The 24,013-nt window shown below is 72.7% G+C and carries 5 protein-coding genes; all 5 read left to right on the top strand.

Annotated elements, in window-relative coordinates; genetic code table 11:
• The first annotated feature begins 6 nt into the window (after positions 1-6).
• From FHS29_RS01695 to FHS29_RS01675, 5 genes are read left to right on the top strand one after another with little or no spacing between them, the layout of a single operon-like run.
• Positions 7-20,478, top strand: a complete 20,472-nt coding sequence (locus FHS29_RS01695; protein WP_184687546.1) for an SDR family NAD(P)-dependent oxidoreductase — start codon at positions 7-9, stop codon at positions 20,476-20,478.
• A complete protein-coding gene (locus tag FHS29_RS01690) occupies positions 20,475-21,410 on the top strand; it encodes an LnmK family bifunctional acyltransferase/decarboxylase (RefSeq protein WP_184687544.1) in 936 nt (311 codons plus the stop codon). Before FHS29_RS01695 ends, FHS29_RS01690 begins: the two co-directional genes overlap by 4 nt.
• On the top strand, positions 21,407-21,649 hold the full coding sequence (locus FHS29_RS01685; RefSeq protein ID WP_184687542.1) for a phosphopantetheine-binding protein: 243 nt from the start codon (positions 21,407-21,409) through the stop codon (positions 21,647-21,649). The genes FHS29_RS01690 and FHS29_RS01685 overlap by 4 nt, the downstream gene beginning before the upstream one ends.
• Positions 21,646-22,884, top strand: a complete 1,239-nt coding sequence (locus FHS29_RS01680; RefSeq protein WP_184687540.1) for a hydroxymethylglutaryl-CoA synthase family protein — start codon at positions 21,646-21,648, stop codon at positions 22,882-22,884. Before FHS29_RS01685 ends, FHS29_RS01680 begins: the two co-directional genes overlap by 4 nt.
• Entirely contained in the window at positions 22,881-23,960 is a 1,080-nt protein-coding gene (locus FHS29_RS01675; RefSeq protein WP_184687538.1) for an alpha/beta fold hydrolase, read from the top strand. Before FHS29_RS01680 ends, FHS29_RS01675 begins: the two co-directional genes overlap by 4 nt.
• The last annotated feature ends 53 nt before the right edge of the window (positions 23,961-24,013 follow it).

Raw genomic sequence — 24,013 nt, 5'->3', positions numbered from 1 at the left:
GACCACATGGCTGGGATCGAATGCCGGGTGCGGCTCACCCACACCGACTTCGTGATGCAGAACCACCGGCTCCACGACGTGTCCGTGATGCCGGGGGTCGTGTTCTTCGACCTGGTGTACCGGGCCGCCATGGCGGCCGGGTGGGACCATCGGCGGCTGTGCGTGCGCGACACCGTGCTGGCCGAGGCGATCGTCACCACCGAGGGCCACGACCGCGAAGTGCTGGTGTCGATCGAGGACGAACGCGACGGCGTCCGGCCGTTCACCGTGCGCAGTCGCTGGCTGCGCGGCGACGAACCGGCGTCGGACTGGCGGGACAACGCGCACGGCCTGGTGTGCTTCACCGACGACCCGGTGCCTCCGCCGATCGACCTCGACGCGGTGCGGGCGGTCGCGGTGCACCGCGAGGACATTTCCGTCCTGTACCAACGCGCCCTGCGCGAGCAGATCCGGCACGGCAGCCCGATGCGCTGTCGCGGTACCCTGTCGACCGGTGGCGGCCAGTTGCTGGCCGAGCTGACCCGCGAGGCCCCGGACCCCGGGTTCCACCTGCACCCCGCGTCGCTGGACGCCACCACGCTGGCCGGGTTCGGTCAGGTCCCGATGCCCACCGACGACCCGTTCGTCCCGATGTTCGTGCGCGAGCTGCGCGCGCCGTCGCCGTTGCCGGAGACCTGCTACGTCCACGTGGCCCAACCGGAACGCCTTGCGCCCTCCGGTGACGTCATCACGACCGACTACACGGTCCGCGACGCGCAAGGCCGGTTCCTGGTGGGCTTCACCGGCTTGACCTGCAAGCGCATCCGGGAGTCCGGCCAAGTCCACCGGCTTCTCCCCGCACCGCAGACGCCACCCGCACCGCCGGCACCGGTTTCGACACTGCCCGGGTCGGTTTCGCCGAACGGTCTGACCGATCACCTCCGGGCGGCGGTGGCCTCGATGCTGGGCCGTCCGGCTGCCGACGTCGCGACCACCACCGGTTTCTACGACCTCGGCCTGGACTCGGTGGCGCTGCTCCAGCTCACCAACCAGCTGGAGGACATGGTGGGCACCCCGCTGTACCCGACATTGCTGTTCGAGCACAGCACCATCGACGCGCTCGCCGGACACCTGTCGGCCAACCACACCGTGGAGATCCCGGTGTCGGACGGTGCGGTGTGCCTGGTGGACGAGTGGGTTCCGCAAGCGGTGACTCCGGAGTCCACGAAGGACTTCCTGCTGGTTGCCGACGCACCACCGCCCGGCTTGACCGCTGCCGTGCCGCTGGCCACCGATCTGCGCGCCCTGCCGTCGATTCCGACCGCCGTTGTGCTCGTCGCGTCGGATCCGGCAACCGCGTTGTGGTCGTTGGCCAGGCAGTTGGTGGACCTCGGGCCGCGGGACGTGTTCGTGGTCTCGACGGAGCACTCGGCCGAGCACGACGCGGTGGGCGCGCTGGCGCGGACGATGTCCGCCGAGGTGCCCAGCCTGCGATGTCGGTTCCTGCACGTGGCGGAACCCGGTGGTATCGCGGCGGCCGTCCAGGCCGAACTGGGCGCACCCGGTGTCGAGCACGAGGTCCGCCACGTCGGCGGGCGTCGGCTGGTGCGGCGGTGGCGGGAGGTGTCGCCGGAGGACGGCGACGGATTGCGCCGCGGCGGGGCCTACCTGATCACGGGCGGTTCGGGCGGCCTGGCGGGACTGCTCGCCCGTCACCTGGTCTCCCGGTACGACGCACGGGTCGCCTTGATGTCCCGTCGTGCGGCCGATTCGGTGCCCGGGGCTCATGTCATCACGGCGGACGTCACGGAACCCGAGGCGGTACGCCGGGCAGTGGCCGGCACGCGGGAGCGGTTCGGGCGGATCGACGGTGTGTTCCACTGCGCCGGCATCACCCGCGATGGCCTGTTCTTCCGGAGTGCACCCGATCTCGATGCGGTGGTGGCGCCGAAGCTCGCCGGTCTGCGGAACCTGCACGAGGCGATTGCCGGGGACGACGTCGACTTCGTCGCGGTGTTCGCGTCGGCGTCGGCGGCCGTGCCGAACCCCGGTCAGAGCGCGTACGCCTACGCCAACGCGTGCGTGGAGCACGTGCAAGGCCAGGCGCGGACCGTGGTCATCGGGTGGCCGTTCTGGGCCGAGGGCGGCATGAACGTCCCGCCGGAGGTCATCCGCCGGGTCGCCGAGACGACCGGACAGACCCCCATGCCCACCGCCACCGGCTTCGACCTGCTGCCACGCCTGTTGGCGAGTCCGCACCGCACCGTTCTGGTGCTGCACGGCGACAGGGACCGCGTCCGTACCCTGGTGCCCGGAGTCGTGGACCAGTCGGCAGGTGCGACAGCCGTCGAGCCCGTGCACGCGGTCGAGCCCGCACCAGTCGTCGCGGAGTCGACGCAGGCACCCGTCGAACGACCTGCCGAACCGACAGCGAACGAGCCCATCGCCGTGATCGGCATGGCCGGCCGGTATCCCGGAGCGGCGGACCTCGACGAGTTCTGGGCCAACCTCGCGGCCGGCCGGGACGGCATCACCGAAGTACCCGCCGACCGGTGGGACCACGATGCGCTCTACCACCCCGCCAAGGGGACACCAGGGCGCACCTACGGTCGGTGGGGCGGGTTCATCGACGGGGTCGACCGGTTCGCGCCCGCGTTCTTCGGCATCTCCCGCCGTGACGCCGAGCGGATGGACCCGCAGGAACGGCTGTTCCTCACCACCTGCCACCGCACCCTCGAAGACGCCGGCTACCCGCCGGAGCGGCTGCGCGGCGAGGTGGTCGGTGTCTACGCGGGCACCATGTGGAACCACTACCAGCTGGTGGAAGGCGCGGAGGACGGGGTCGCGCCGCACGCCATGCACTGCTCCATCGCCAACCGCGTCTCGCACACGTTCGACCTGATCGGTCCCAGCCTGGCCGTGGACACCGCCTGCTCGTCGTCCCTCACCGCCGTGCACCTGGCGGTGGAGAGCATCCGGCGCGGTGAGTGCACGATGGCGCTCGCGGGCGGGGTGAACGTCACCGTCCACCCGCAGAAGTACCTCCAGCTCGCCCAGGGCCAGTGGCTGTCGGTGGACGGCAGGTGCCGGGCGTTCGGCGAGGGCGGCACCGGGTACGTGCCCGGTGAGGGCGTCGGTGCGCTGCTGCTGAAGCCTCTGTCCAAGGCGATCGCGGACGGCGACCACGTGCACGGCGTGATCAAGGCGACCGCGCTCAACCACACGGGGCGCACGGCGGGCGCGACCGTGCCCAGTCCCGGTTCGCAGGCCGCCCTGATCCGCCGCGCGTTGGCCGAGGCCGGTTGGGATCCGGCGACCGTCGGCTACGTCGAAGCGCACGGCACCGGCACGTCGCTCGGCGACCCCATCGAGGTGGAAGGTCTGCGCCAGGCGTTCGAGGGCAGCACCGGGACGTGCGCCATCGGCTCGGTGAAGTCCAACATCGGCCACCTGGAAGGCGCGGCCGGCGTCGCGGGACTCACCAAGGTCCTGCTCCAGTTCCGGCACCGACGGCTCGTGCCCTCGCTGCACGCCGACGAACTCAACCCGCACATCGACTTCGCCGCCACACCGTTCCGGGTGCAGCGCACGGTCGAACCGTGGCACGGCGAGCCGCGCCGCGCCGGCGTGAGCGCGTTCGGAGCGGGTGGCACCAATGCGCACGTGCTGCTGGAGGAGTTCGTTCCGGCGCCGCGCTCGTCGCCGCGCGAACCGGCGCTCGTGGTGCTTTCCGCGCGTACCGCCGAGGAACTGCGGGAGTCGGCCGCCGCGTTCGCGCGGGGACTGCCCCGGCAGTCCACTGTGGTCGGTGAGGCGGCCCGGTTGCTCGGCGTCCCCGAGCAGGCGCTGGACCCGTCGACCACGCTCGGAGACCTGGGACTGACGCCGGCCGACCTGGTGGAGTTGGTCGGTGACCCGGACGGGCTGAGCCTCGAGACTCGGCTGGACGAGGTCCCGGTGGACGGTGGCGTGCTCGACATCGCCTACACCGCACAGGTCGGCCGGACCGCGATGCCGGTGCGGATGGCTCTGGTGGTGCGGGGTGTGGTGGAGCTGCGGGCGGCGCTGGAGCGGTTCGCGCGCGGTGAGCAGGCGGGGCCCGATGTGGTGGTGGATGGTGCGGCGACGGGTGAGGACTGTGTCGCCCTGTTCCGCGCCGGACGGCTGCACGACGTGGCGCGGCAGTGGGTCGGTGGCGCCGATGTGCCCTGGGAGCGCTGCTACCCGGAGGCCCGACCGCACCGCGTGCCGCTGGCGGGCTACCCGTTGCCGGAGGAGCGGTGCTGGCTGGGCGGCTGGGCCGGCGGGAATCCCGCAGCGGCACCGACGCCTGTCCGACAACCGGTCCAGGAGCATGTCATCGAGGAGCACGTCGTGGACGGGCCTGAGTTGGAGTTCCGGGTGTTGGACCACGGTGTCGCACTCGTCGCGATGAAGTCGCCGATGTTCACCGCGGGCTTGCTCGACGGTCTGCGCGAGGTGTTCGCGGAGATCGAGCGGCGCGAGGACGTCCGCGCGGTGGTGGTGACCGGCAGCGGTTCGGTGTTCAGCATGGGCGGGACGCCCGAGGCGTTGCAGACGCTGGCCGAGGGCGGTGGCACGTTCACCGACGCGTCGTTCGTGTACGAGGGGATGCTGCGCTGCACCCGTCCTGTGGTGACCGCCGCGAGCGGGCACGCGTCGGGGGGCGGACTGGCGTTCGCGTGCTACGGCGACGTGGTCGTGTTGGCCGAGGAAGCCGTCTACAGCGCGAACTTCACCAAGTACGGCTTCACGCCGGGCATGGGTGCGACCTACGTGTTGGAACAGCGGTTCGGGGCGGCGTTGTCCACCGAGATGCTGTTGACCGGGCGGTCCCTGACGGGCGAGGAACTGCGTCGGCGCGGCGCGAACGTCACCGTCGTGCCGCAGGACGACGTGCTCCCGACGGCACTGGACTTGGCGCGGTCCATCGCGGACAAGCCCGCGTCGGCCGTGCGGATGCTCAAGGACGAGTTGGCCGGTCGGATGCTGCGCAAGCTGCCGGAGATCATCGCCAGCGAGGTGCGGATGCACGAGCGCGTGCTGGGCGAGGACTCGGCCGCGTTGGTGCGCACGCACTTCGCGAAGGTCGACGGTTTCCGCGCCACCGGCGACACTCCCGCGCCCACTCCCGAAGCCACTCGCGCACCCGCACCCGCACCCACTCCTGCACCGGCGCACACCGAGGTCTCGGCTCGGATCCCCGTCGAGGTCACGGCTCAGGTCCGCGCCACGGCGCCGGATCGGGGCGAGGCCGGGGTGGACGTGGCGGCCGTGCGGGCGGCGATCGAGCAGGTGTTGAGCGCGGTGCTGTACCTGCGGCCGGACGAGATCGGGCCGGAGAGCAGCTTCTCCGACCTGGGACTGGACTCGATCGGCGCGGTGGAACTCGTCCGCGACCTGAACCGGCGGTTCGGCACGGACCTGGACTCGGTGGCCGTCTACGACCACCCCACGGTGCCGGAGCTGGCCGGTGAGGTGCTGCGCGCGGCGGGGGAGTCGGTGGCGATGCGGGAACAGGCCACGGCGGACCAAGCCTCGGTGCGGATCGAAGTGACCCACAAGGCCACCACGCCGGAGTCCACGGTTCCCTTGTCCATGTCCACCTCGTCCGCCACTCCGGGGTCCACGCCGGCTGAGCCCGCGACCGAGCCGGCGGAACTCACCCTGACCGTCGCGTCGGCCGAACCGGAGACGCCGGCGGTGACGGTGACGCTGCCGACTCCCGAGTCCGAGTCGTCGGCGGTCACGGTGACGCTGCCGACCGCCGAGACCGAAACCCCGGCGGTCACGGTGGCGTTGCCGACCTCCGAGCGGGAAGCGACGACGGTCACCTTGCGCGGTCCGGAGTCGGACGCGCCGGCCGCCACCGTCACGCTGCGGAGCCCCGACCCGAAGCCCCCGAACGGGGACGCGATCGCGGTCGTCGGGATGGCGGGGCGGTTCCCCGACGCTCCCGACCTGGACGCCTTCTGGCGCAACCTCGCCGCCGGCCACGTCGCCATCCGCGAGGTCCCGGCCGAGCGGTGGGACCTGACCGACCACTACGACCCGGACCCCGCCGCGCCCGGCAGGACCTACTGCCGTACCGCCGCGCTGCTGGACGACGTCGACGCGTTCGACGCGGGTCTGTTCCGGCTGTCGCCGCTGGACGCGGAGGCGATGGACCCGCAGCAGCGGCTGTTCCTCGAACAGGCCTGGGCGGCGCTGGAGGACGCCGGGCACGCCGGCCGGCCGATGCGGTGCGGTGTGTTCGTCGGTTGTGCGGCGGGGGACTACCCCCGGCTGCTCGACCAGGCCGGGCAGGGCGGCACGAGTGAGGCCTTCCTCGGCACGTCGAGCTCCATCCTGCCGGCCCGCATCGCCTACCACCTCGACCTCACCGGCCCGACGATGGCGATCGACACGGCGTGCTCGTCGTCGCTCACCGCGGTGCACCTGGCGTGCGAGAGCATTCGCTCCGGCGAGTGCGACACGGCCCTCGCGGGCGGCGTGGCGGTCATGTGCACGCCGCAGATGCAGGTGTGGACCAGTCAGGCCGGGATGCTGTCGCCGACCGGCCGCTGCGTGCCGTTCGACACGTCCGCGGACGGCATCGTGCTCGGCGAAGGCGTCGGCGTGGTCGTCCTGAAGCGGTTGGACCAGGCGCTCGCGGACGGCGACCACGTCCACGGCGTGATCCTCGCCGGCGGAATCAACGGTGACGGCCGCACGAACGGCATCACCGCGCCCAGCGCGGTGTCGCAGACCGATCTGCTGCGCCGCGTGCACGACAAGGCGAACGCGAAGGTCAACTACGTCGAGGCGCACGGCACCGGTACCGCGCTCGGCGACCCCATCGAGGTCAAGGCGTTGAGCCGGACCGTGGGCGACGACTGCGCCGTCGGCTCGGTGAAGGGCAACATCGGACACACCACGATGAGCGCGGGCATCGCCGGACTGCTGAAGGTGCTGCTCTCGCTGAAGCACCGGCAGCTCCCGCCGACACCCCGGGTCGAGAACCCCATCCCCGGCCTCCGCGTCGTCCGCGAACTCACCGAGTGGACGGGTCCGCGCGTCGCGGGCGTCAGTTCGTTCGGCTTCAGCGGCACCAACTGCCACCTCGTGGTCGCGGAGGCACCCGTGCGGCAACACCGCGCGAGCACTGGACACGTCGTCGTCCCGGTGTCGGCGCGCACGCCCACCGCGCTCGGCGAGCAGCTCGACCGACTCGCCGACCACATGGAACGTACCGCGCCGGACGTGCACGACGTCGCCACGACGCTGACCCTCGGCCGGGCGCACCTCGCGGTCCGCAGGGCCTTCGTCGCGGCGGACACGGCAGACCTGGTGCGGCAACTGCGCGGCGGGGCGCCCGACGACACCGCCCCGGCCGACCTCCGGAAGCAGGCCGACGAGTGGGTCGCGGGTGGCGAGGCTTCCTGGCCCACCGACGGCCGCCGCGTCCCGCTGCCCGCCTACCCGTTCGCCCGGGACCGGTTCTGGGTCGGGCGTGAGGGCACCGAACTGCGCCTCGACCCGGCCGACCCGGTCGTCGCCGACCACGTGCTCGACGGCACGCCGGTGCTGCCCGGTGCGGCTTTCCTGTGCCTCGCCCTGGGCGCCGGTCCGGCCCGGATCGGCGGGGTCACCTGGTTGCGCCCGGTCGTCGTCACGCAGCCGCGGACGCTCACCTTCACAGCGGACGAACAGCTCACGCTCAAGTCCGACGAGACGCACGCTGTCGGTTGGCGCCGGGAAACCGCCGCGCCACGGGCCACCGTGGACCTCGCGGCGATCGACGCCCGGTGCACCCGACCGGTCGCGGACGTATACGCCGCGTTCGCCCGCGCCGGAGTCCACTACGGCCCGTCGTACCGCGTGCTGACCGATCTGCGTGTCGGCGGGGACGAGGCGATCGCCACCCTGACCGCGCGTCCCGGCGACGATACGCAGATCATCGACGGGGCCATCCAAGCGATAGTGGCGCTCGTCCCGCAGGACGACACCCGTCCCGTGGTGCCGTTCGCAGTGGATTCGGCGCAGGTCGACGGGCCCTTGCCCGAGCAGGCCAGGGTGCACGTCGAGCGGCGGGACGCCCACCGGTTCGACGTGACGCTGACCGATCTCGGCGGCCAGGTGCGCGCGCGGCTCGACGGCGTGGCGTTGCGGCCGCTGACCGCGCGTTCGGGGCTGCTGCACGTCCCGGTCTGGCGTGAGAGGCCCGCGCCGGCCACCGAACCGGACGCCGGTCGCCTCGCCGTCAACCCGGTCGCCAACCTAGCCGCCAACCCAGTCGTCGACACGGTCGTGGTGCACACCGCCGCCGACGCGCCGCTGGCGAAGGCGCTGTGTTCGATAGTCCCGCAGCCGAACGCCGTCACAGTGAGGTTGGGCGACCTGCCGCAGGGCGAGTTCGACACCGTCTACGTGCTGGCCCGACCGGACGACCCGACAGCTCCGGCCGAGCGGGACGATTCGACGCTGCACGCGTTCCGGCTGGTCCGCCACCTGCTCCGGCACGGCGCCGGCCGCCGCCGGCTCACGTTGACGTTCGTGGTGGCGGGTGCGGTCGCGGTGGACGGCGAGCCGGTCCACCCGCACTCCGCCGGACTGGTCGGACTGGCCAGCGCCCTCGCCGCCGAGTACCCGGAGTGGTCCGTCACCTGCGTGGACGTCGGTGTCGGCGACGCGACCGCGTTGGCGGGAGCGATCCGGCGGGAACGCGGCACCGACCGCCTCGTCGCGCTGCGCGGCGACCGGAGGATGGTGCGCGTCCTCGAACCCGTCGCCGACCCGACCACCGCCGCGCCACTGCGTGACGGCGGTGTGTACCTGCTCGTGGGCGGTGCCGGTGGGATCGGCTTCGAAGTGAGCCGCCACCTCGCCAGGACCCGGCGGGCGCGGCTGGCGTGGATCGGCCGTTCGCCGGAGGACGACCGGATCCGCGGTCTCGCCGCCGATGTCGAAGCGTCCGGCGGCAAGGTGGTCTACCTGCGCGCCGACGTGGGCGACCCCGAGGCGGTGCGACGGGCGGTGGCCGAGGTCCACGACCGGTTCGGACCGGTCAACGGTGCTTTCCACACCGCTATCACGCTCCGCGACCGGACTGTGTCCACAATGGACGAAGAAGCGCTGGTCGAGGTGCTGCGACCCAAGGTGACCGGGGTCGCGGTGCTCGCCGACGCGCTGAAGGGCGAGCCGCTGGACTTCCTCGCGCTGTTCTCTTCGGCGCTGTCCTTCGCACCGGCGCCCGGACAGGCGAACTACGCCGCCGCGAGTGCCTTCGAGGACTCGTACGGCCTGGCCCTGCACCGGGCGGGCGTTCCCGTGCGGGTGGTCAACTGGGGCTACTGGGGCAGTGTCGGCGTGGTCGCCCGCGCCGACTACGCCACCCGGTTCGAGGCCATGGGCATCGGGTCGATCGAGCCCGCCGACGGGATCGCGGCGCTCGAACGGGTGCTGGCCGGCGACCACCCGCAGGTCGCCGTGCTCAAGGGCACCCCGGCGGGCTTGGCGGAACTCGGTGTCGCCGCGCGCGACGACCACGCGAGGTCCAGCGCCGGGTTCCGGGAGTTGGACGCGCTGGCCCGAGAGCTGTTGCGGGACAAGGCGTTGCCCGCCGTCACCGCACCGCTGAGGGACGCCGTGGCCGCTGCGGTCGCCGAGCCCGCGACGAACACGTCCGCCGAGGATGTGCTCTGCCGGTACCCGGACCTGGCCCCGCACGTGGAACTGCTGCTGCGGTGCACGGACGCGGTGACCGGCGTCCTGGACGGCCGCACACCGCCCACCGAGGTGTTGTTCCCCGGCGGCTCCACGAACCTGGTCGCGGCGGTCTACCGGGGGCAGGCCGTGTCCGACTTCTACCACCGCCTGCTGGCGGAGCAGGTGGCCCGGGCCGTACGGGGCGCGGAGAACCCGCGAGTGCTGGAGATCGGCGCGGGAACCGGAGCCGGGACGGCGTTCGCCCTGCCTGCCGCGGGCGGCGCGCACTACGACTACACCGACGTCTCGACGGCGTTCCTGCGGCAGGTGGAGGAGGAGTTCCCGACCGCGACGTTCCGGGTGCTCGACATCGAGCGCGATCCGGCGGAGCAGGGCTTCCAGGTCGGGTCGTACGACGTCGTGCTCGCCACCAACGTCCTGCACGCCACGGAGGACGTCGTCCGCAGCCTGCGGCACGCCCGCTCCCTGCTGCGCCCCGGCGGTGTGCTGCTGGTGAACGAGGTCACCAGGCAGTCGGACTTCCTCACCGCGACGTTCGGTCTGCTGCCCGGCTGGTGGCGGTTCACCGACGCGCACCGGAGGCTGCCGCACTCGCCGCTGCTGTCACCGGCGCAGTGGCGGGCCGCGCTGGCCGAGGTCGGCCTGTCCACCCGGATCGTCGGTATGCCGGGGGTCGCGGACGACGAGCAGGAGCAGTGCGTCCTGGTCGCCACGCCGCGTGTCGGGCAGTCGCGCTCGGCCGTGCGCCGGTACGTGCGCGAGGTGTTCGCGGAGGTGCTGAAGTTCCGGCCCGCCGACCTGGACGAGACCGTCACGTTCGAGAACTTCGGCGTCGACTCCCTGGTGAGCCAGCGGATCGTGCGGCGGTTCGAGGCCGACCTGGGCGAACTGCCCGCGACGCTGCTGTTCGAGTACCTGACGATCGGGGACCTGGCCGACCACCTGGCGGCCGAGCGGTCCGCCGAACTCGCGTCGGTCCTCGCCCCCGCCGAACCTGCTGCCGGGACCACTGCCGGCACCGACTCGCGACGGGCTGTCGCGGAGACCGCACCGGCACAAACTTCACCGGCGCAGATTGCACCGACACAGTTCGCGCCGGAACAGATCGCACCGGCACCAGCCGTCGTGACCGGTCCGGCCCGGGTGGTCGAGCGGGTACCGGAGTCGGACGGCATCGCCGTCGTCGGCCTGACCGGTCGCTACCCCGGCGCACGGGACGTCGACGAGTTCTGGCGGAACCTGGTGTCCGGCACGTCCTCCATCACCGAGGTCCCCCCGGACCGCTGGGACTGGCGGGAGCACTTCGACCCGCGCAAGGGTCGCCCGCAGCGCTCCTACAGCCGGTGGGGCGGGTTCCTGGAGGACGTGGACCGGTTCGACCCGGCGTTCTTCGGCATCCTGCCCCGCGACGCCGCCGCGATCGATCCGCAGGAACGGCTGTTCCTGGAGACCGCGTGGCTGCTGCTGGAGGACGCCGGCTACCTCGGGTCGGCGCGCGAACGGGACACCGGCGTGTTCGTCGGCACGATGTACGGCTCGTACGGCCGGATCGCCGCCGCGCAGGGCTGGCCCCGGGGCCGGTTCACCGACGGCCACTCGGCGTACTGGTCCATCGCGAACCGGGTGTCCTACGCGCTCGACCTGACCGGGCCGAGCTTCGCGGTCGACTCGGCCTGCTCCTCCTCGCTGACCGCCGTGCACCTGGCGTGCGAGAGCCTGCGGCGGGGCGAGTGCTCGATGGCCATCGCGGGCGGGGTGAACCTCGTGCTGCACCCGGCGCACCTGATCGCGTTGTCGTCCATGACGATGCTGGCGCAGGACGACGCCTGCAAGGTGTTCGACGAGCGCGCCGACGGGTTCGTGCCGGGCGAGGGCGTGGGCGCGGTGCTGCTCAAGCCGCTGGCGGCGGCCGTGCGGGACGGCGACCGGATCCGGGGCGTCATCCGGGGCGGGTTCGTCAACGCGGGCGGCAAGACGGCCGGCTACACCGTGCCGAACCCGTCCGCGCAGGCCGAACTGGTGGTCCGGGCGTTGGCGGCGGCCGGGGTCGCACCGGGCGACGTCGGCTACGTGGAGGCGCACGGCACCGGCACCGCGCTGGGTGACCCGATCGAGATCTCCGGACTCCGCAAGGCATTGCCGGACGCGCGGTGCGCGATCGGTTCCGTCAAGGCGAACATCGGGCACCTGGAGGGCGCGGCCGGGATCGCCGGGCTGACCAAGGTGCTGTTGCAGCTGGAGCACGGGACGATCGCGCCCTGCGCCAACCTCGACACCGTCAACCCGCGCATCGACCTGCCGCCGACGTTCTCCCTGCCGACCTCCGCGACGCCGTGGGCCTCGCCCCGGTTGGCCGGCGTCAGCTCGTTCGGCGCGGGCGGGGCGAACGCGCACCTGGTCGTGGAGGAGTTCTCCGCTGTGCCACGAGAAATCCCGGATCAGGGCGAGCAGGTCGTGCTGCTGTCCGCTCGGACTCCGGCGCAGTTGCGGACCTTGGCGTCCGACGTCGCCGACTTCGTGGAGGAACGGTCGCCGTCCTTGGCGTCCTTGGCGTACACGACGCAGGTCGGCCGGGCCGAGTTGGCGCACCGGCTCGCGGTGGTCGTGTCGGATGTCGGTGAGCTGGTGCGGCGACTGCGATCCGGGGACGTGGTCGACGGCACGGTCGGGGCGCAGTCGCCCGAGCGCGCCCTGTTCGACGGGGACGACGGGGCGGAACTCGTCGGCGGGCTGCTGGAACGCCGCCGCCTGGACAAGCTCGCCGCGCTGTGGGTCCTCGGCGTTCCGGTGGAGTGGGCGCGGCTGTGGCCGGTGCGGCCGGAGCGCGTGACGCTGCCGCCGTACCCCTTCGAGCGGCAGCGGTTGTGGCTGCCGGAGCCGGTGGCGGAACCCTGGCTGACGGATCACCGCGTCGGCGGGCGGCGCGTGCTGCCGGGCGCGGCGTCGTTGGCGATGGTCTGCGCGGAGCTGGGTGACCGGGTGGTGCTTCGGGACGTTCGGTGGCTCGCGCCGGTGCTTCCGGACGACCACTCACCGCGTGCCGAGCTGCGGGACGGCGTCTTCTCCGTGACCGATGGCACGACCAAGTTCGCCTCGGGCCGCTATGAGCAGGGAAGTGCGTCGTCCGACGTGCTCGACGTGATGGAGGTCCGGCGCCGTTGCCCCGGCTCGGCGGACCCCGCGGACCTGTACGCGGGGATGCGTGCGGCGGGGTTGGAGCACGGCGAGCGGATGCGGGTGCTGCGCGAGGTCCACGTGGGCGATCGCGAGTGCCTGGCCTTGGTGGACGCGGCCGATGGCGCGTTGCCGTTGCTGCTCGACGGGGCGTTGCAGGCGCTCGCCGCTCTGCCGGGCCCGGACACCGCCCAGCTTCCGGTGGGTCTGGGGACGCTGGCCGTCGCCGGGCCGTTGCCCACGCGGGCTTGGGTGCACGCGGTGGAGACAGCGACCGGGGCCACGCGCCGGTTCGCGCTGCGCATCACGGACGACCAGGGCCGTGTGGTCGTCAGCGTCGACGACCTACGCGTGACGGCCCCCACGGACGGCACGAGCGTGGCCGGCACCGATGATCGACACGGCACGGACATCGCGGACGACCCGAGTGGGACGGCCGTGCGCGATCCGGAGCCGAGTGACCCGTGTGTCTACCTGCGGCCGGAGTGGGAACCGGAGCCGTCTCCCCGAACCGGGCCGATGCCGTCGCGCGTCCGTGTCCTGGGCACCGGTCCCGACTTCGGAGGTCGGGTCGACGAGCCGGCACCGGACGCCGTGGTGGTGCACCTGCCGGTCGCGTCCGGCGGGCTCGCGGACGAAGTCGGGCACGCGCTGCACGACGTGCTGCGCGCCGCGACAGCCGTCCTGGCGAACGACGGTGGCACGCGGCTCCGGGTTGTCGTCGCCTGCCCCGACGACCGGCCCGCGTACGTCGCGGTGTCGGCCGCGTTGCGGACGCTCGCCCTGGAACACAGCGGGTTCTCGGGCGCGGTGGTACGTGGCACACCGCAGCCGGACGACCTGCGGCACGTCGACGGCAAGCCGGAGGACCGTGTCACCGAGGTCCGGTACGCCGACGGCGCCCGGTCGACGCGGCGTCTGGTGTCGTTCGAGCCTCCCGCCCCGCGACGCCGGACGAACGGCGTGTACGTGATCTTCGGCGGCAGCGGGGCGATCGGGCGGCACATCACGGCCCACCTGCGGGCGACTCGTGACCCGGAGGCCGTTGTCGTGGTCGGACGGGACCGGGCGGATGTCACCGTCGAGTCCGACGTGCGGCGGTTGGTGGCCGAGGTCAAGGCGCGGTACGGCCGGATCGACGGTGTGGTGCACGCGGCCGGGGTGCACGACGACGCGCGAGCCGTCACCAAGTCCGCCGCCGGGATCGACGCGGTGCTCGCGCCGAAGGTGCGGGGCGTCGGGCACCTCGCCGGCGCACTGCGGGACGAGTCGCTGGAGTTCTTCGTCCTGTTCTCGTCGGTGGCGGCGCGGACCGGCAACCTGGGGCAGGTCGACTACGCCTACGCCAACGCGTTCCTGGACGAGTACGCCGCCGCGACGCCGGGTGTGGTGTCGATCTGCTGGCCGTTGTGGGAGGACGGCGGGATGCGGGTGGACGATGCGACGCGGGAGCTCTTCGCCCGTCGCTGGGGCAGCCGACCGCTCGGCACCGCCGAGGCGCTGCACGCGTTCGACCGGGCGATCACGGCCGGTGAGCCGATCGTCGCGGTGGTCCGGCCGGTGGAGTCCGGCCGGCCGCGGGCCGCCGTCGTCACCGGGGACCTGGACACCGAGCTGCGCAGGCTCGCCGCCGGCTTCCTGCTCGTGGACGAGCGCGAGGTCGACCCCGACACCGCCTTCCTGGACCTCGGCTTCGACTCGATCTCGCTGACCGAGCTGATCAACCAGGTCAACGAGCGGTTCGGCACGGACCTGCTGCCGACCGTGCTCTACGAGTGCCCGACGCTCACCGCGTTCGCCGACCACCTGCGCGCCGCGGTTCCCGTCGCCGAGGAGGAAGTCGTGCCCGTGACGGTTCAGCCCGCCGCCGACGCCATCGCGGTGATCGGCATGGCCGGCGTGCTGCCCGGCTCACCCGACCTGGACGCGTTCTGGCGCCGGCTGCGCGCCGGTGAAGACCTGGTGCGCCCGGTGCCCGAGGACCGGACCGACCTGCGCGACAACGCGGCCACGGCGGACGTCCGGGCGGGGTTCCTGGACGACGTGCGTTCGTTCGACGCCGCGAAGTTCGGGATCTCGCCGCGCGAGGCGTCCCTGATGGACCCGCAGCAGCGGCTGTTCCTGCAAACCGCCTGGCAGGCCGTCGCGGACGCGGGCTACCGCCCGGCCGACCTGGCGGGCACCGAGACCGGGCTGTTCGTGGGCGTGTCCGCCTGTGACTACGACGACCTGCTGCGCGACCACGACGTCCCGGTCGAGGCGCACACCGCGAGCGGCCTGGCCGACTGCATCCTGGCCAACCGGGTGTCCTACCTGTTCGACCTGCGTGGTCCCAGCGAGGCCGTGGACACCGCGTGCTCCAGTTCGCTGGTCGCGGTGCACCGGGCGGTGCGCGCGCTGCTCTCCGGGGAGTGCGAAATGGCCCTCGCGGGCGGGGTGAACGTGCTGCTGAGCCCCGGGCTGTTCGTGGCGTTCGACTCGTCCGGGATGCTCGCCCGGGACGGCCGGTGCAAGACGTTCGACGCCGACGCCGACGGGTACGGCCGCGGCGAGGGGTGCGGCGCGGTCGTCCTCAAGCCGCTGAGCCGCGCGCTGGCCGACGGCGACCAGGTCATCGCGGTCATCCGGGGCAGTTCGGTCAACCACGCCGGGCGCGGACCGTCGCTGACCGCGCCCAACCCCGAGGCGCAGGCCAGGGTCGTCGCGCAGGCGTACCGGACCGGCGACGTGGACCCGGCCCGCGTGTCCTACATCGAGGCGCACGGCACGGGCACCAGGCTCGGCGACCCGATCGAGATCGAGGGCCTGAAGAAGGCGTTCGCCGGGGTGGACGCGGAGATCGCGGTCGGTGCGGTGAAGACCAACATCGGCCACCTCGAAGCGGCGGCCGGGATCGCGGGTCTGCTCAAGGTGCTGCTGGCGATGCGGCACGGCGAGCTGCCGCCGACGATCCACCAGCACCGACCCAACCCGTTCCTGCGGCTGGACGGGACGCCGTTCCGCATCGTCACCGAGCGGGAGCCGTGGACCGGGCCCCGCGTGGCGGGCGTCAGTTCCTTCGGCTTCGGCGGGACGAACGCGCACGTCGTGCTGGAGTCCGCGGCGGAACAGGTGGCCGGGGTGGGCACCGGGCCGTGGCGGTTGGTGCTGTCGGCGTCGTCCGAGGCGGCGCTGGCGGAGTACCGGCAGCGGGTGGCCCGGTTCCTGATGGGCGGCCCGGACCTCGATCGGGTCACGTACACCCTGCAGACCGGCCGCGAGGTGCTGGCACACCGGTTCGCGGCCGTGGTCGCGGATCACGCCGAGGCGGTGTCCGTGCTGCTCGGTGACACCGATCCGGTGCACGACGCCCTGACCCGGTCCTGGCTCGACGGTTCCGATGTCGACTGGGCCACCTCCTGGTCCGTGCGGCCGGTGCGGATCTCCGCTCCCGCGCCGCCGTTCGCCAGGACACCGTTCTGGTTCGACCAGCTGCCGAAGGCCACCGCGGGCAAGCCGGTGCCGATGACGGTGGCCGCGCCGGCACAGGTCGCCCCCGGCAAGCTGGTGCTGCGCGACCCGGCGGTGATCCGGGCGAACGGGAGTTCGCCGGCCTCGCGGGAGTTCGCGCCCGAGCCGGTGGTGGAAGCCGCCCCGGTGGCGTCCGCCCGGGTTGTCAAGCCGTCGAACGGCACCCCGAACCGCACGTCGAACGAGACCTCGACCCGCACGTCGAACGGGACCTCGAACGAAACCTCGAACGGCACGTCGGTGGCCGAGGTGATCCGGGAGTCCGTGGCACGGGTACTGGGCACGGAGCCCGGCGACATCGCCGCGGGCAGCGCGTTCTCCGACCTGGGACTGGACTCGATCTTCCGGATGGAGCTGGCCCGGACGCTGATGGCCCGGTTCGACGTCGAGCTGACCGCGGCCGAGTTGTACGAGCACGACACGGTGGATGCTCTGGTTGCGCTCATTTCTCGCAGCAAGTCCACAGTGGACGCTCTGGATCCGGTCGACGAGCCCGCCGAATCCGTTGCACCGGAGCGTTCAGCCGCACCGGCTGATTCCGGTGGCCCGGTCGGCGAGATCGTCGAACCCGGTGACCCGGTCGGCGGGATCGTGGCCGAGGCCCTGGACCGACCGCTCGACCCCGACCGGTCGTTCGCCGACAACGGGTTGACGTCGTTCGACATGCTGCGCGTGATCGGCGCACTGGAGCAGCGGTACGGCGCACTGCCCAAGACGCTGCTGTTCGACCGGCCGACCATGGCCGAGCTCACCGGCTTCCTGTCCGGCCAGGCCGGGTCGGCCCCGGCCCCGGCTCCGGTGCGGCGGGGCACGGGGGACATCGAGACGCCCGGCGAGGTCGACGGCGAGCCGGTGGTCGTGCGCAAACGGGCGCTGGCGGACCGGCCCGCGCTGCGCGAGCTGATGGCCGACCTGGATCGCCGCTACGCCAAGGAAGGCGGCCTGGCCGGACGCGACATCGCGCCGTTCGCGTTCGTGGACACGCCCCGCGAGGGCTACGTCAACTTCTCGACGCGCGGCGACGACCTGTTCGCCTGGAGCTTCGTCGGCCACCCCGACCACTTCCACGACCTGGTGGCGGACTGGATGGCCTGGGCCCGGCGCAACGGTCTGCGGCCGAACTTCCTGTCCCTCGCGCACCTGACCGAGGTCGCCGGGGAACCGATCACCGCCACCCCGTTCGGGGCGGTGCAGCGGTTGGACGACCTGTCGTCCTTCACCACCGCCGGCGGCCGGATGCAGCGGCTGCGCAACCTGCTCGGCCGGTTCGAGCGGGCCGGCGCGTGCCGGGTGGACGAGTACCGGGTGGGCGAGGACCCCGCGGTCGACCTGCGGATCGTCGGCCTGATGGACTCGTGGGGCGACCACAAGCAGATGGTGAACCCGTACGTCGGTGTGGTGCGCGAGGAGATCCGCACCGGCCGGCTCGACTCCCGGCACCGGGTGTTCCTGACCTACGTGGACGACGAGATGGTCAACGCGATCATCGTCACCAAGCTGCCGTCCGAGCGTTGCTACCTGCTGGACCTGGAGTTCTACCCGCCCACCATGCCCGCCGGCGGGCTGGAGTACGCCATCGTCAAGATCATCGAGAAGACGAAGGCGGAAGGCTGCACGGCGTTCAGCTTCGGCGCGAGCTTCGGAGTGGCGATCGCGAAGTCGCCCAACGCCGACCCCGAGGTCGCGGAGGCGCTGGAGGAGCTGCACTCGGTCGGCATCTTCGGCGAGGGGAACTTCCGGTTCAAGAACAAGTTCCGGCCCACGAACACCCCGATCTACCTGTGCCGGACCGCCGCCGAGGACCGCACGTCGGTCACCGACATCATCCTGATGATCGCCAACCCCGACCTGTTCCCGGACGTGACGCCGCCCGCGCCCGTGGCGAAGGCGGCCGGGGTCGCCCCGGAGCGGCCTGCCGGTCGCGGCACAGCCGCCCGCCCGGTCCCCGTCCCGCCGCAGGCCCCGGTGAGGGCCGAGGTTCCGGTGGCCGCGCCGGTGAAGGCCGCGGGCTCGCCGCCCGACCCCACGACGGAACCGGGGCGCAGCGCGATCCTCGCCGGGCACGGCTACAACCCGCTCACCCTGGCGCACGACCTCGTCCCGGTCGACCTGCTCACCGACTCGTGGGCCGAACGTGCCGACGCCTTCATCGCGCGCCGGATGCGGGACCTCGCCGAACGCCCCGCCGCGCCGAAGCTCACCGCGCACGACTGGCTGCCGTTCGCCGAAGTCCTGCCCACCAGGTCGGGGCGCTCGGCCGAGGCGATGCTGTGCCGCAGCCGGCCGGGCAGGCGCGGGGTCGTGCTGCACACCGCCGTGTTCCCCACCTGGCTGCTCGCGCTGACCGACGTCGGCTACGAACCGGTCCAGGTCGGTGACGGCCGCACGCTCGACCCCGGCGACATCGCCCGCGCCGTCGACGACCGCACGGCCTTCGTGGTCGTGGAGGCGTCCAACAACGCGGGCGGCGGCTACCCGATCGGGCTCGACGAACTCCGCGAGGTCCGCCGCATCACCCGTGAGCGGGGGGTCGACCTGGTCCTGGACGCCAGTCGGATCGTGGAGAACGCGATGTTCCTCGCCGACGGCGGCGACCCGTGGCCGGTGGTCCGCGAGATGCTGGCGCTCGCCGACACGGCGACGTTCAGCCTGTCCAAGGACTTCGGCGTCGGTGCGGGCGGGCTGCTGGCCACGAACGACGAGGCGCTGGCGGCCCGGCTGCGCGAGGACGTGGCGCGGCGCGGGTGGGAGGTGGACCTGGCCACCCGGAACGTGATCGCGAACGCGGTCGCCGACCGGGACGGCGTGGCCGCGCAGGTGCGCCGGCGGATGGCCGCGGTGCGGGCGCTGTGGAGCGGGCTGCGCGACCGGGGTGTGCCGGTGGTGGAACCGGTCGCCGGGCACTGCGTGCTGCTCGACGTGGCCCGGATGCCCGCGTTCGCCGGCCAGGAGCACCCGGTGATGTCCTGCCTGGCGTGGCTCTACCGGGGCGCGGGGGTCCGCGGCGCGCCGCACCTGTCGGTCGGCGAGCTGTCGGGCTGCGTGCGGCTCGCGGTGCCGGTCGGGTACGGCCCGGCCGAGGTCGAGCCCATCGCCGACCGGATCGCCGAGCTGGCCGCCGGGGGCACGGCGGTCGAACTCGTCACCGGCGGCGTCCGCACCGCCGGGGAAGCGGCCCGCGCGGTCTACCAGCCGGTCGAACGGGTGCCCGAGGACGTGCGCCGAGCCCTCAGCGAGGGGCAGAAGCCCAGTGACGACAACGAACAGGTGCTGCGCGAGCACCGGCCGGACGTCCGGCGGCACGTCGTGCCGGCGGGTGGTGCGGAGGTGGAGGTCTTCACCGCCGGCGAGGGGTCGCCCCTGCTGCTCATGCACCCGTTCAACATCGGTGCGGGCGTGTTCGCCCACCAGTTCGCCGAACTCGCCGACCGGCACCGCGTGATCAGCATCCACCACCCCGGCGTCGGCAGCACCACGGCCGCACCGGACATCACGCTCGCCGGCCTCGCCGCCCTGGAACGGGACGCGCTCCACGCGTTGGGCGTGACCGGCCCGGTGCACGTCGTCGGCGCGTCGTTCGGCGGCCTGGTGGCGCTGACCTACGCGCTGGACTTCCCGCGCGACACCGCGTCCCTGACCCTGCTCGGCAGCTCCTACAAGATCGGCAACCGGGTCGGCGAGATCAACCGGCTGGCCGTGGTGGCGGCCGAGGACCTGGACCGGACGATCGGGGAGAGCGGGTCCGAGCGGCTCGCGCGCGACCGTGCCGGGATCGAGCAGTTGTTGTTGCGCTGTGAGAGCATGGACCCGCAGATCGGTCTGCGCTACCTGGACGTGTTCGCCGCCCGACCGGACCTGCTCGCCCGGCTGTCCGAAGTGGACGTTCCGACGATGGTCGTGCAGGGGCGCAGCGACACCGTCATCCCGTTGAAGACCGCGCACCTGCTGCACGGCGCGATCACCGACGCCCGCTACACCGAGATCCCCGACGCGGGCCACTTCCCGTACCTGACCAGCCCGGCGCAGTGCAACAGCGTGCTGGCCGCGTTCGTCGCCGAGCACGACACACAGGAGGTGCCCTCGTGACCGCGTTGACCACCCGCGACCTGGAGGTGCTCGACAGCGACTCGACGACCCGCACGACGGTCGTGCGACCCGGTATGTGCGGACCGGGTTCGCTGTTCGTGGGCCAGATCGGCGACTGGACGTGGGACACCGTCAGCGCCTTGTGCGGGACCAACGTCTACACCGCCCGGGACGGCGGGGGAGCGCCGACCTACCTGGCGTTCTACTACTACCACGTGCGCGCCAGCCCGGGTTTCCACGTGCGCGGCCTGACGTTCGGGGACATGCTGCGCGTCGACTCGCGGGTGTTCGGGTTCGGCAGCGAGTCCGTCCTGACGCTGCACGAGATCCGGCGCGGCGGACCGGCCCGGCGGGTCGACCCCGACGAGTTCTACGCGCACCCGGACCCGGAATGCCTGTACGCGCAGAACTTCAACCGCTGGGTGGCACGCGGAGCGTCCGGCGGCAACGAGGACCTGCGCAGCGCCTCGCCCGCCGACTTCCGGCACGAGCACCTGCCCGTGCTGCCCGCCGAGTACTCGCCGCGCCGCGCGTACAACGAGATCCGCTCGCTCGGTGCGCTGTCGCCACCGGCCGACGAGCGGGCCCGGCTCACCGTGGACTACCCGGTCGACGTCACCCGCGACCTCAACGGCGTGGGGCTGCTGTACTTCGCGGCCTACTTCTCCATCGTGGACTGGGCCCTGCTGCGGCTGTGGCGGCACCGGGGCGGGACGGACACCGGGTTCCTGGACCGCATCGTGCTCGACCAGAAGGTGTGCTACCTGGGCAACGCCGACGCGGGCACCGTGCTGAGGGTCGAGCTGTCCCACCAGAGCGGCGGCGAGCTGCCGGACGCGGACGAGACGGTCCGGGCCGTGCTCGCGGACCGGACCACGGGACGGCTGATCGCCGTCGCGGTGCAACAGGTGAAGACGGGGGTGGCGGGATGAGCGAGGCGGTGCGGGACGTGGTCCACGAGGTGATCACCGAGATCCTGCCGACCGTGCCGGCCGACCGGATATCCGGTCGGCAGCACCTGCGGGACCTGGGCGCGGACTCGGTGGACCGGGTGGAGATCATCCTCGGCGTCCGGGAGCGGCTGGGCCTGGCCGAACCGCTGGCCAGCTTCAGCGACCTGCGCGACATCGACCACCTGGTGGCGTTCCTGACCGAGCTGGGGGCGCGATGAACGTCGGGATCGAGGCGCTCAACACCTACTGCGGGGTGGCCCGCATCGCGGTGCCCGCGCTGTTCGCGGGCCGCGGCCTGGACCCGGCGCGGCTGGACAACCTGATGATGTCCGAGAAGTCCGTCGCCCTGCCGTTCGAGGACCCGGTGACGCACGCGGTGAACGCGGCCAAGCCGATCGTGGACGCGCTGGACCCGGCGGAGCGGGACCGGATCGAGCTGGTCGTGACGTCCAGCGAGTCGGGCGTGGACTACAGCAAGTCCATCGCTTCGTACGTGCACGAGCACCTCGGGCTGAGCAGGCGCTGCCGGGTGTTCGAGGTGAAGCAGGCGTGCTACGCCGCCACCGGCGCGTTGCAGTTGGCGTGCGGCTACCTGGCTGCCGGTGTGTCGCCCGGTGCCAAGGCCCTGGTGATCGCGACCGATGTGTCCTTGGTCGACGAGGGGGCGGCGTACACCGAGCCCGCCATGGGCACCGGCAGCGCGGCGTTGCTGTTGAGCGACCGGCCGCACGTGCTCGCGCTCGACCTCGGCGCGTCCGGCAGCCACAGCTACGAGACCCTCGACTCCGCCCGGCCCACGCCGACGTTCGACATCGCCGACGCCGACCGGTCGCTGTTCGCGTACCTGGACTGCCTGACCAACTCGTTCCGCGACTACTCGGACAAGGTCTCCGGCGTCGACTTCGCCACCACGTTCGCCGGTCTGGCCATGCACACGCCGTTCGCCGGGATCGTCCGCGCCGCGCACCGCAAACTCGCGCGCGAGCACCGGATCCCGGACATCGCGGAGGACTTCGCGCGCCGGGTGGCACCCGCGCTGGAGTACCCGAGCCGGGTCGGCAACCTCTGCTCCGGCTCGGTGTACCTGGCGCTGGCCAGCCTGATCGACCACCTCCGGCCGACCGCTCCGGTTCGCGTCGGTCTGTACTCCTACGGTTCCGGCTGCGCCTCGGAGTTCTACAGCGGCGTCGTCGACGCGGGGTCCACCGCGGCCGTCGGACGGATGCGGATCGGTGAGCAGTTGGCCGCGCGTTGCGAGCTGACCTTCGACGAGTACAAGAACCTGGTGGCGGAGAACGCGACCTGCCTCGTCCCGGTGGCCGACAAGAGCATCGACCCGGACCGCCACGCCGGCGTGCTGGACCGGGTCGGTGCGCGCCGCACGCTGCTCGCCTGCACCGGGGTCACCGGGTACCACCGCAAGTACGACTGGATCACGGTAGGAGCGGCATGAACCCGGTGGAGCTGGTGCGAGCCCTCCTCGCGGCAGGACCCCTGCTGTCGGCGCTGCCGCAGCCGGTGCGGGTCCGGTCGGGCGACCCCGGCCTCGGCGCGCTCGCCGAGCGGTTGGGGCTGCCGCCGATCACGCCCGTGGGGGACGTGGACGGGCTGGGGCCGTTCGAACGGGTGCTCAGCGCGTACCTGGACCTGGCGGAGCCGGTCGCAGTGTCCGCTGCGGACGTCGAAGCCGCGCGGGCGCAGGACTTCGACGCGTGGGCGTCGCGCGTGGTCGTGCGTGCGCCCGACGGTGCCGAACTGCCCGCTTACGCCGCCGGCGACCGGACGAAGCCCGCCGTCGTGATCGTGCCCGCGCCGGGGATGCCCGCGCGCCTGTGCGAGGGCTGGATGCGCCCGCTGGCGCGCGACCACTTCGTCCTGGTGTGGGAGACCCGCGGGCTGTTCACCGACCACTTCACCGGTGCGGTCGACGTCCCGGCGCAGGTGGACGACCTGTTCGCGCTGTTGGACCACTTCGAACTCGACCAGGCGCACGTGCTGGGCCTGTGCGGCGGCGCGGTCCTCGGCGTGGTGGCTGCCGCGCGCGAGCCGGAGCGGGTGTCGTCGCTGAGCCTGTGGCACGGCGACTTCGACCTCGGCGACGAAAGCCCGAAGACCGACCACCAGCGGAACCTCCAGGCACTCATGGCGATGGCCGCGCGGGGCACCGACAAGGCGGCGGGAGTCCACGCGGTCCTCGCCCACACCATGCTCGGCGTCACCCCGCCGCGACTGGCGCACCTCGTGGTCTACCCCTACGCCACGCCCGAACTGCTGCACCTGTACTGCCGGCTCAACGGCGAGATCATGGCCACCGACCTGCGCCCGTACCTGCCCGACGTACCGCACCGCACGCTGGTCGTGACCAGCGAGGACGACGAAACCGCCCACCCCGCCGGGTCGCACGCCGTCGCCGGGCGACTGGCCGACGCGACCCTGCACGTCACCGCGCACGGCGACCACCTGTCGCTGTTCCGCGCGGAGGAGCACTTGGTGGAGCTGGCGGTGCGCTTCATCGACGCCCGGACCTGAGGCCGCTCACGAAACCGCCCACCGCCCTCCGGAACAGGAGGGCGGTGGGCGGC

It is taken from the genome of Saccharothrix tamanrassetensis, assembly GCF_014203665.1.
In the GTDB taxonomy this organism is placed as follows: domain Bacteria; phylum Actinomycetota; class Actinomycetes; order Mycobacteriales; family Pseudonocardiaceae; genus Actinosynnema; species Actinosynnema tamanrassetense.
The sequence above is the reverse complement of the archived record's forward strand: the minus strand, read 5'-3'. Positions and strand labels throughout refer to the sequence as shown.

What these genes read in the sequence shown, in the direction of transcription:
- FHS29_RS01675 (WP_184687538.1), top strand. Translation starts at nt 22,881, where the DNA reads ATGAACCCGGTGGAGCTGGTGCGAGCCCTCCTCGCGGCAGGACCCCTG.
- FHS29_RS01680 (WP_184687540.1), top strand. Translation starts at nt 21,646, where the DNA reads ATGAACGTCGGGATCGAGGCGCTCAACACCTACTGCGGGGTGGCCCGC.
- FHS29_RS01685 (WP_184687542.1), top strand. Translation starts at nt 21,407, where the DNA reads ATGAGCGAGGCGGTGCGGGACGTGGTCCACGAGGTGATCACCGAGATC.
- FHS29_RS01695 (WP_184687546.1), top strand. Translation starts at nt 7, where the DNA reads ATGGCTGGGATCGAATGCCGGGTGCGGCTCACCCACACCGACTTCGTG.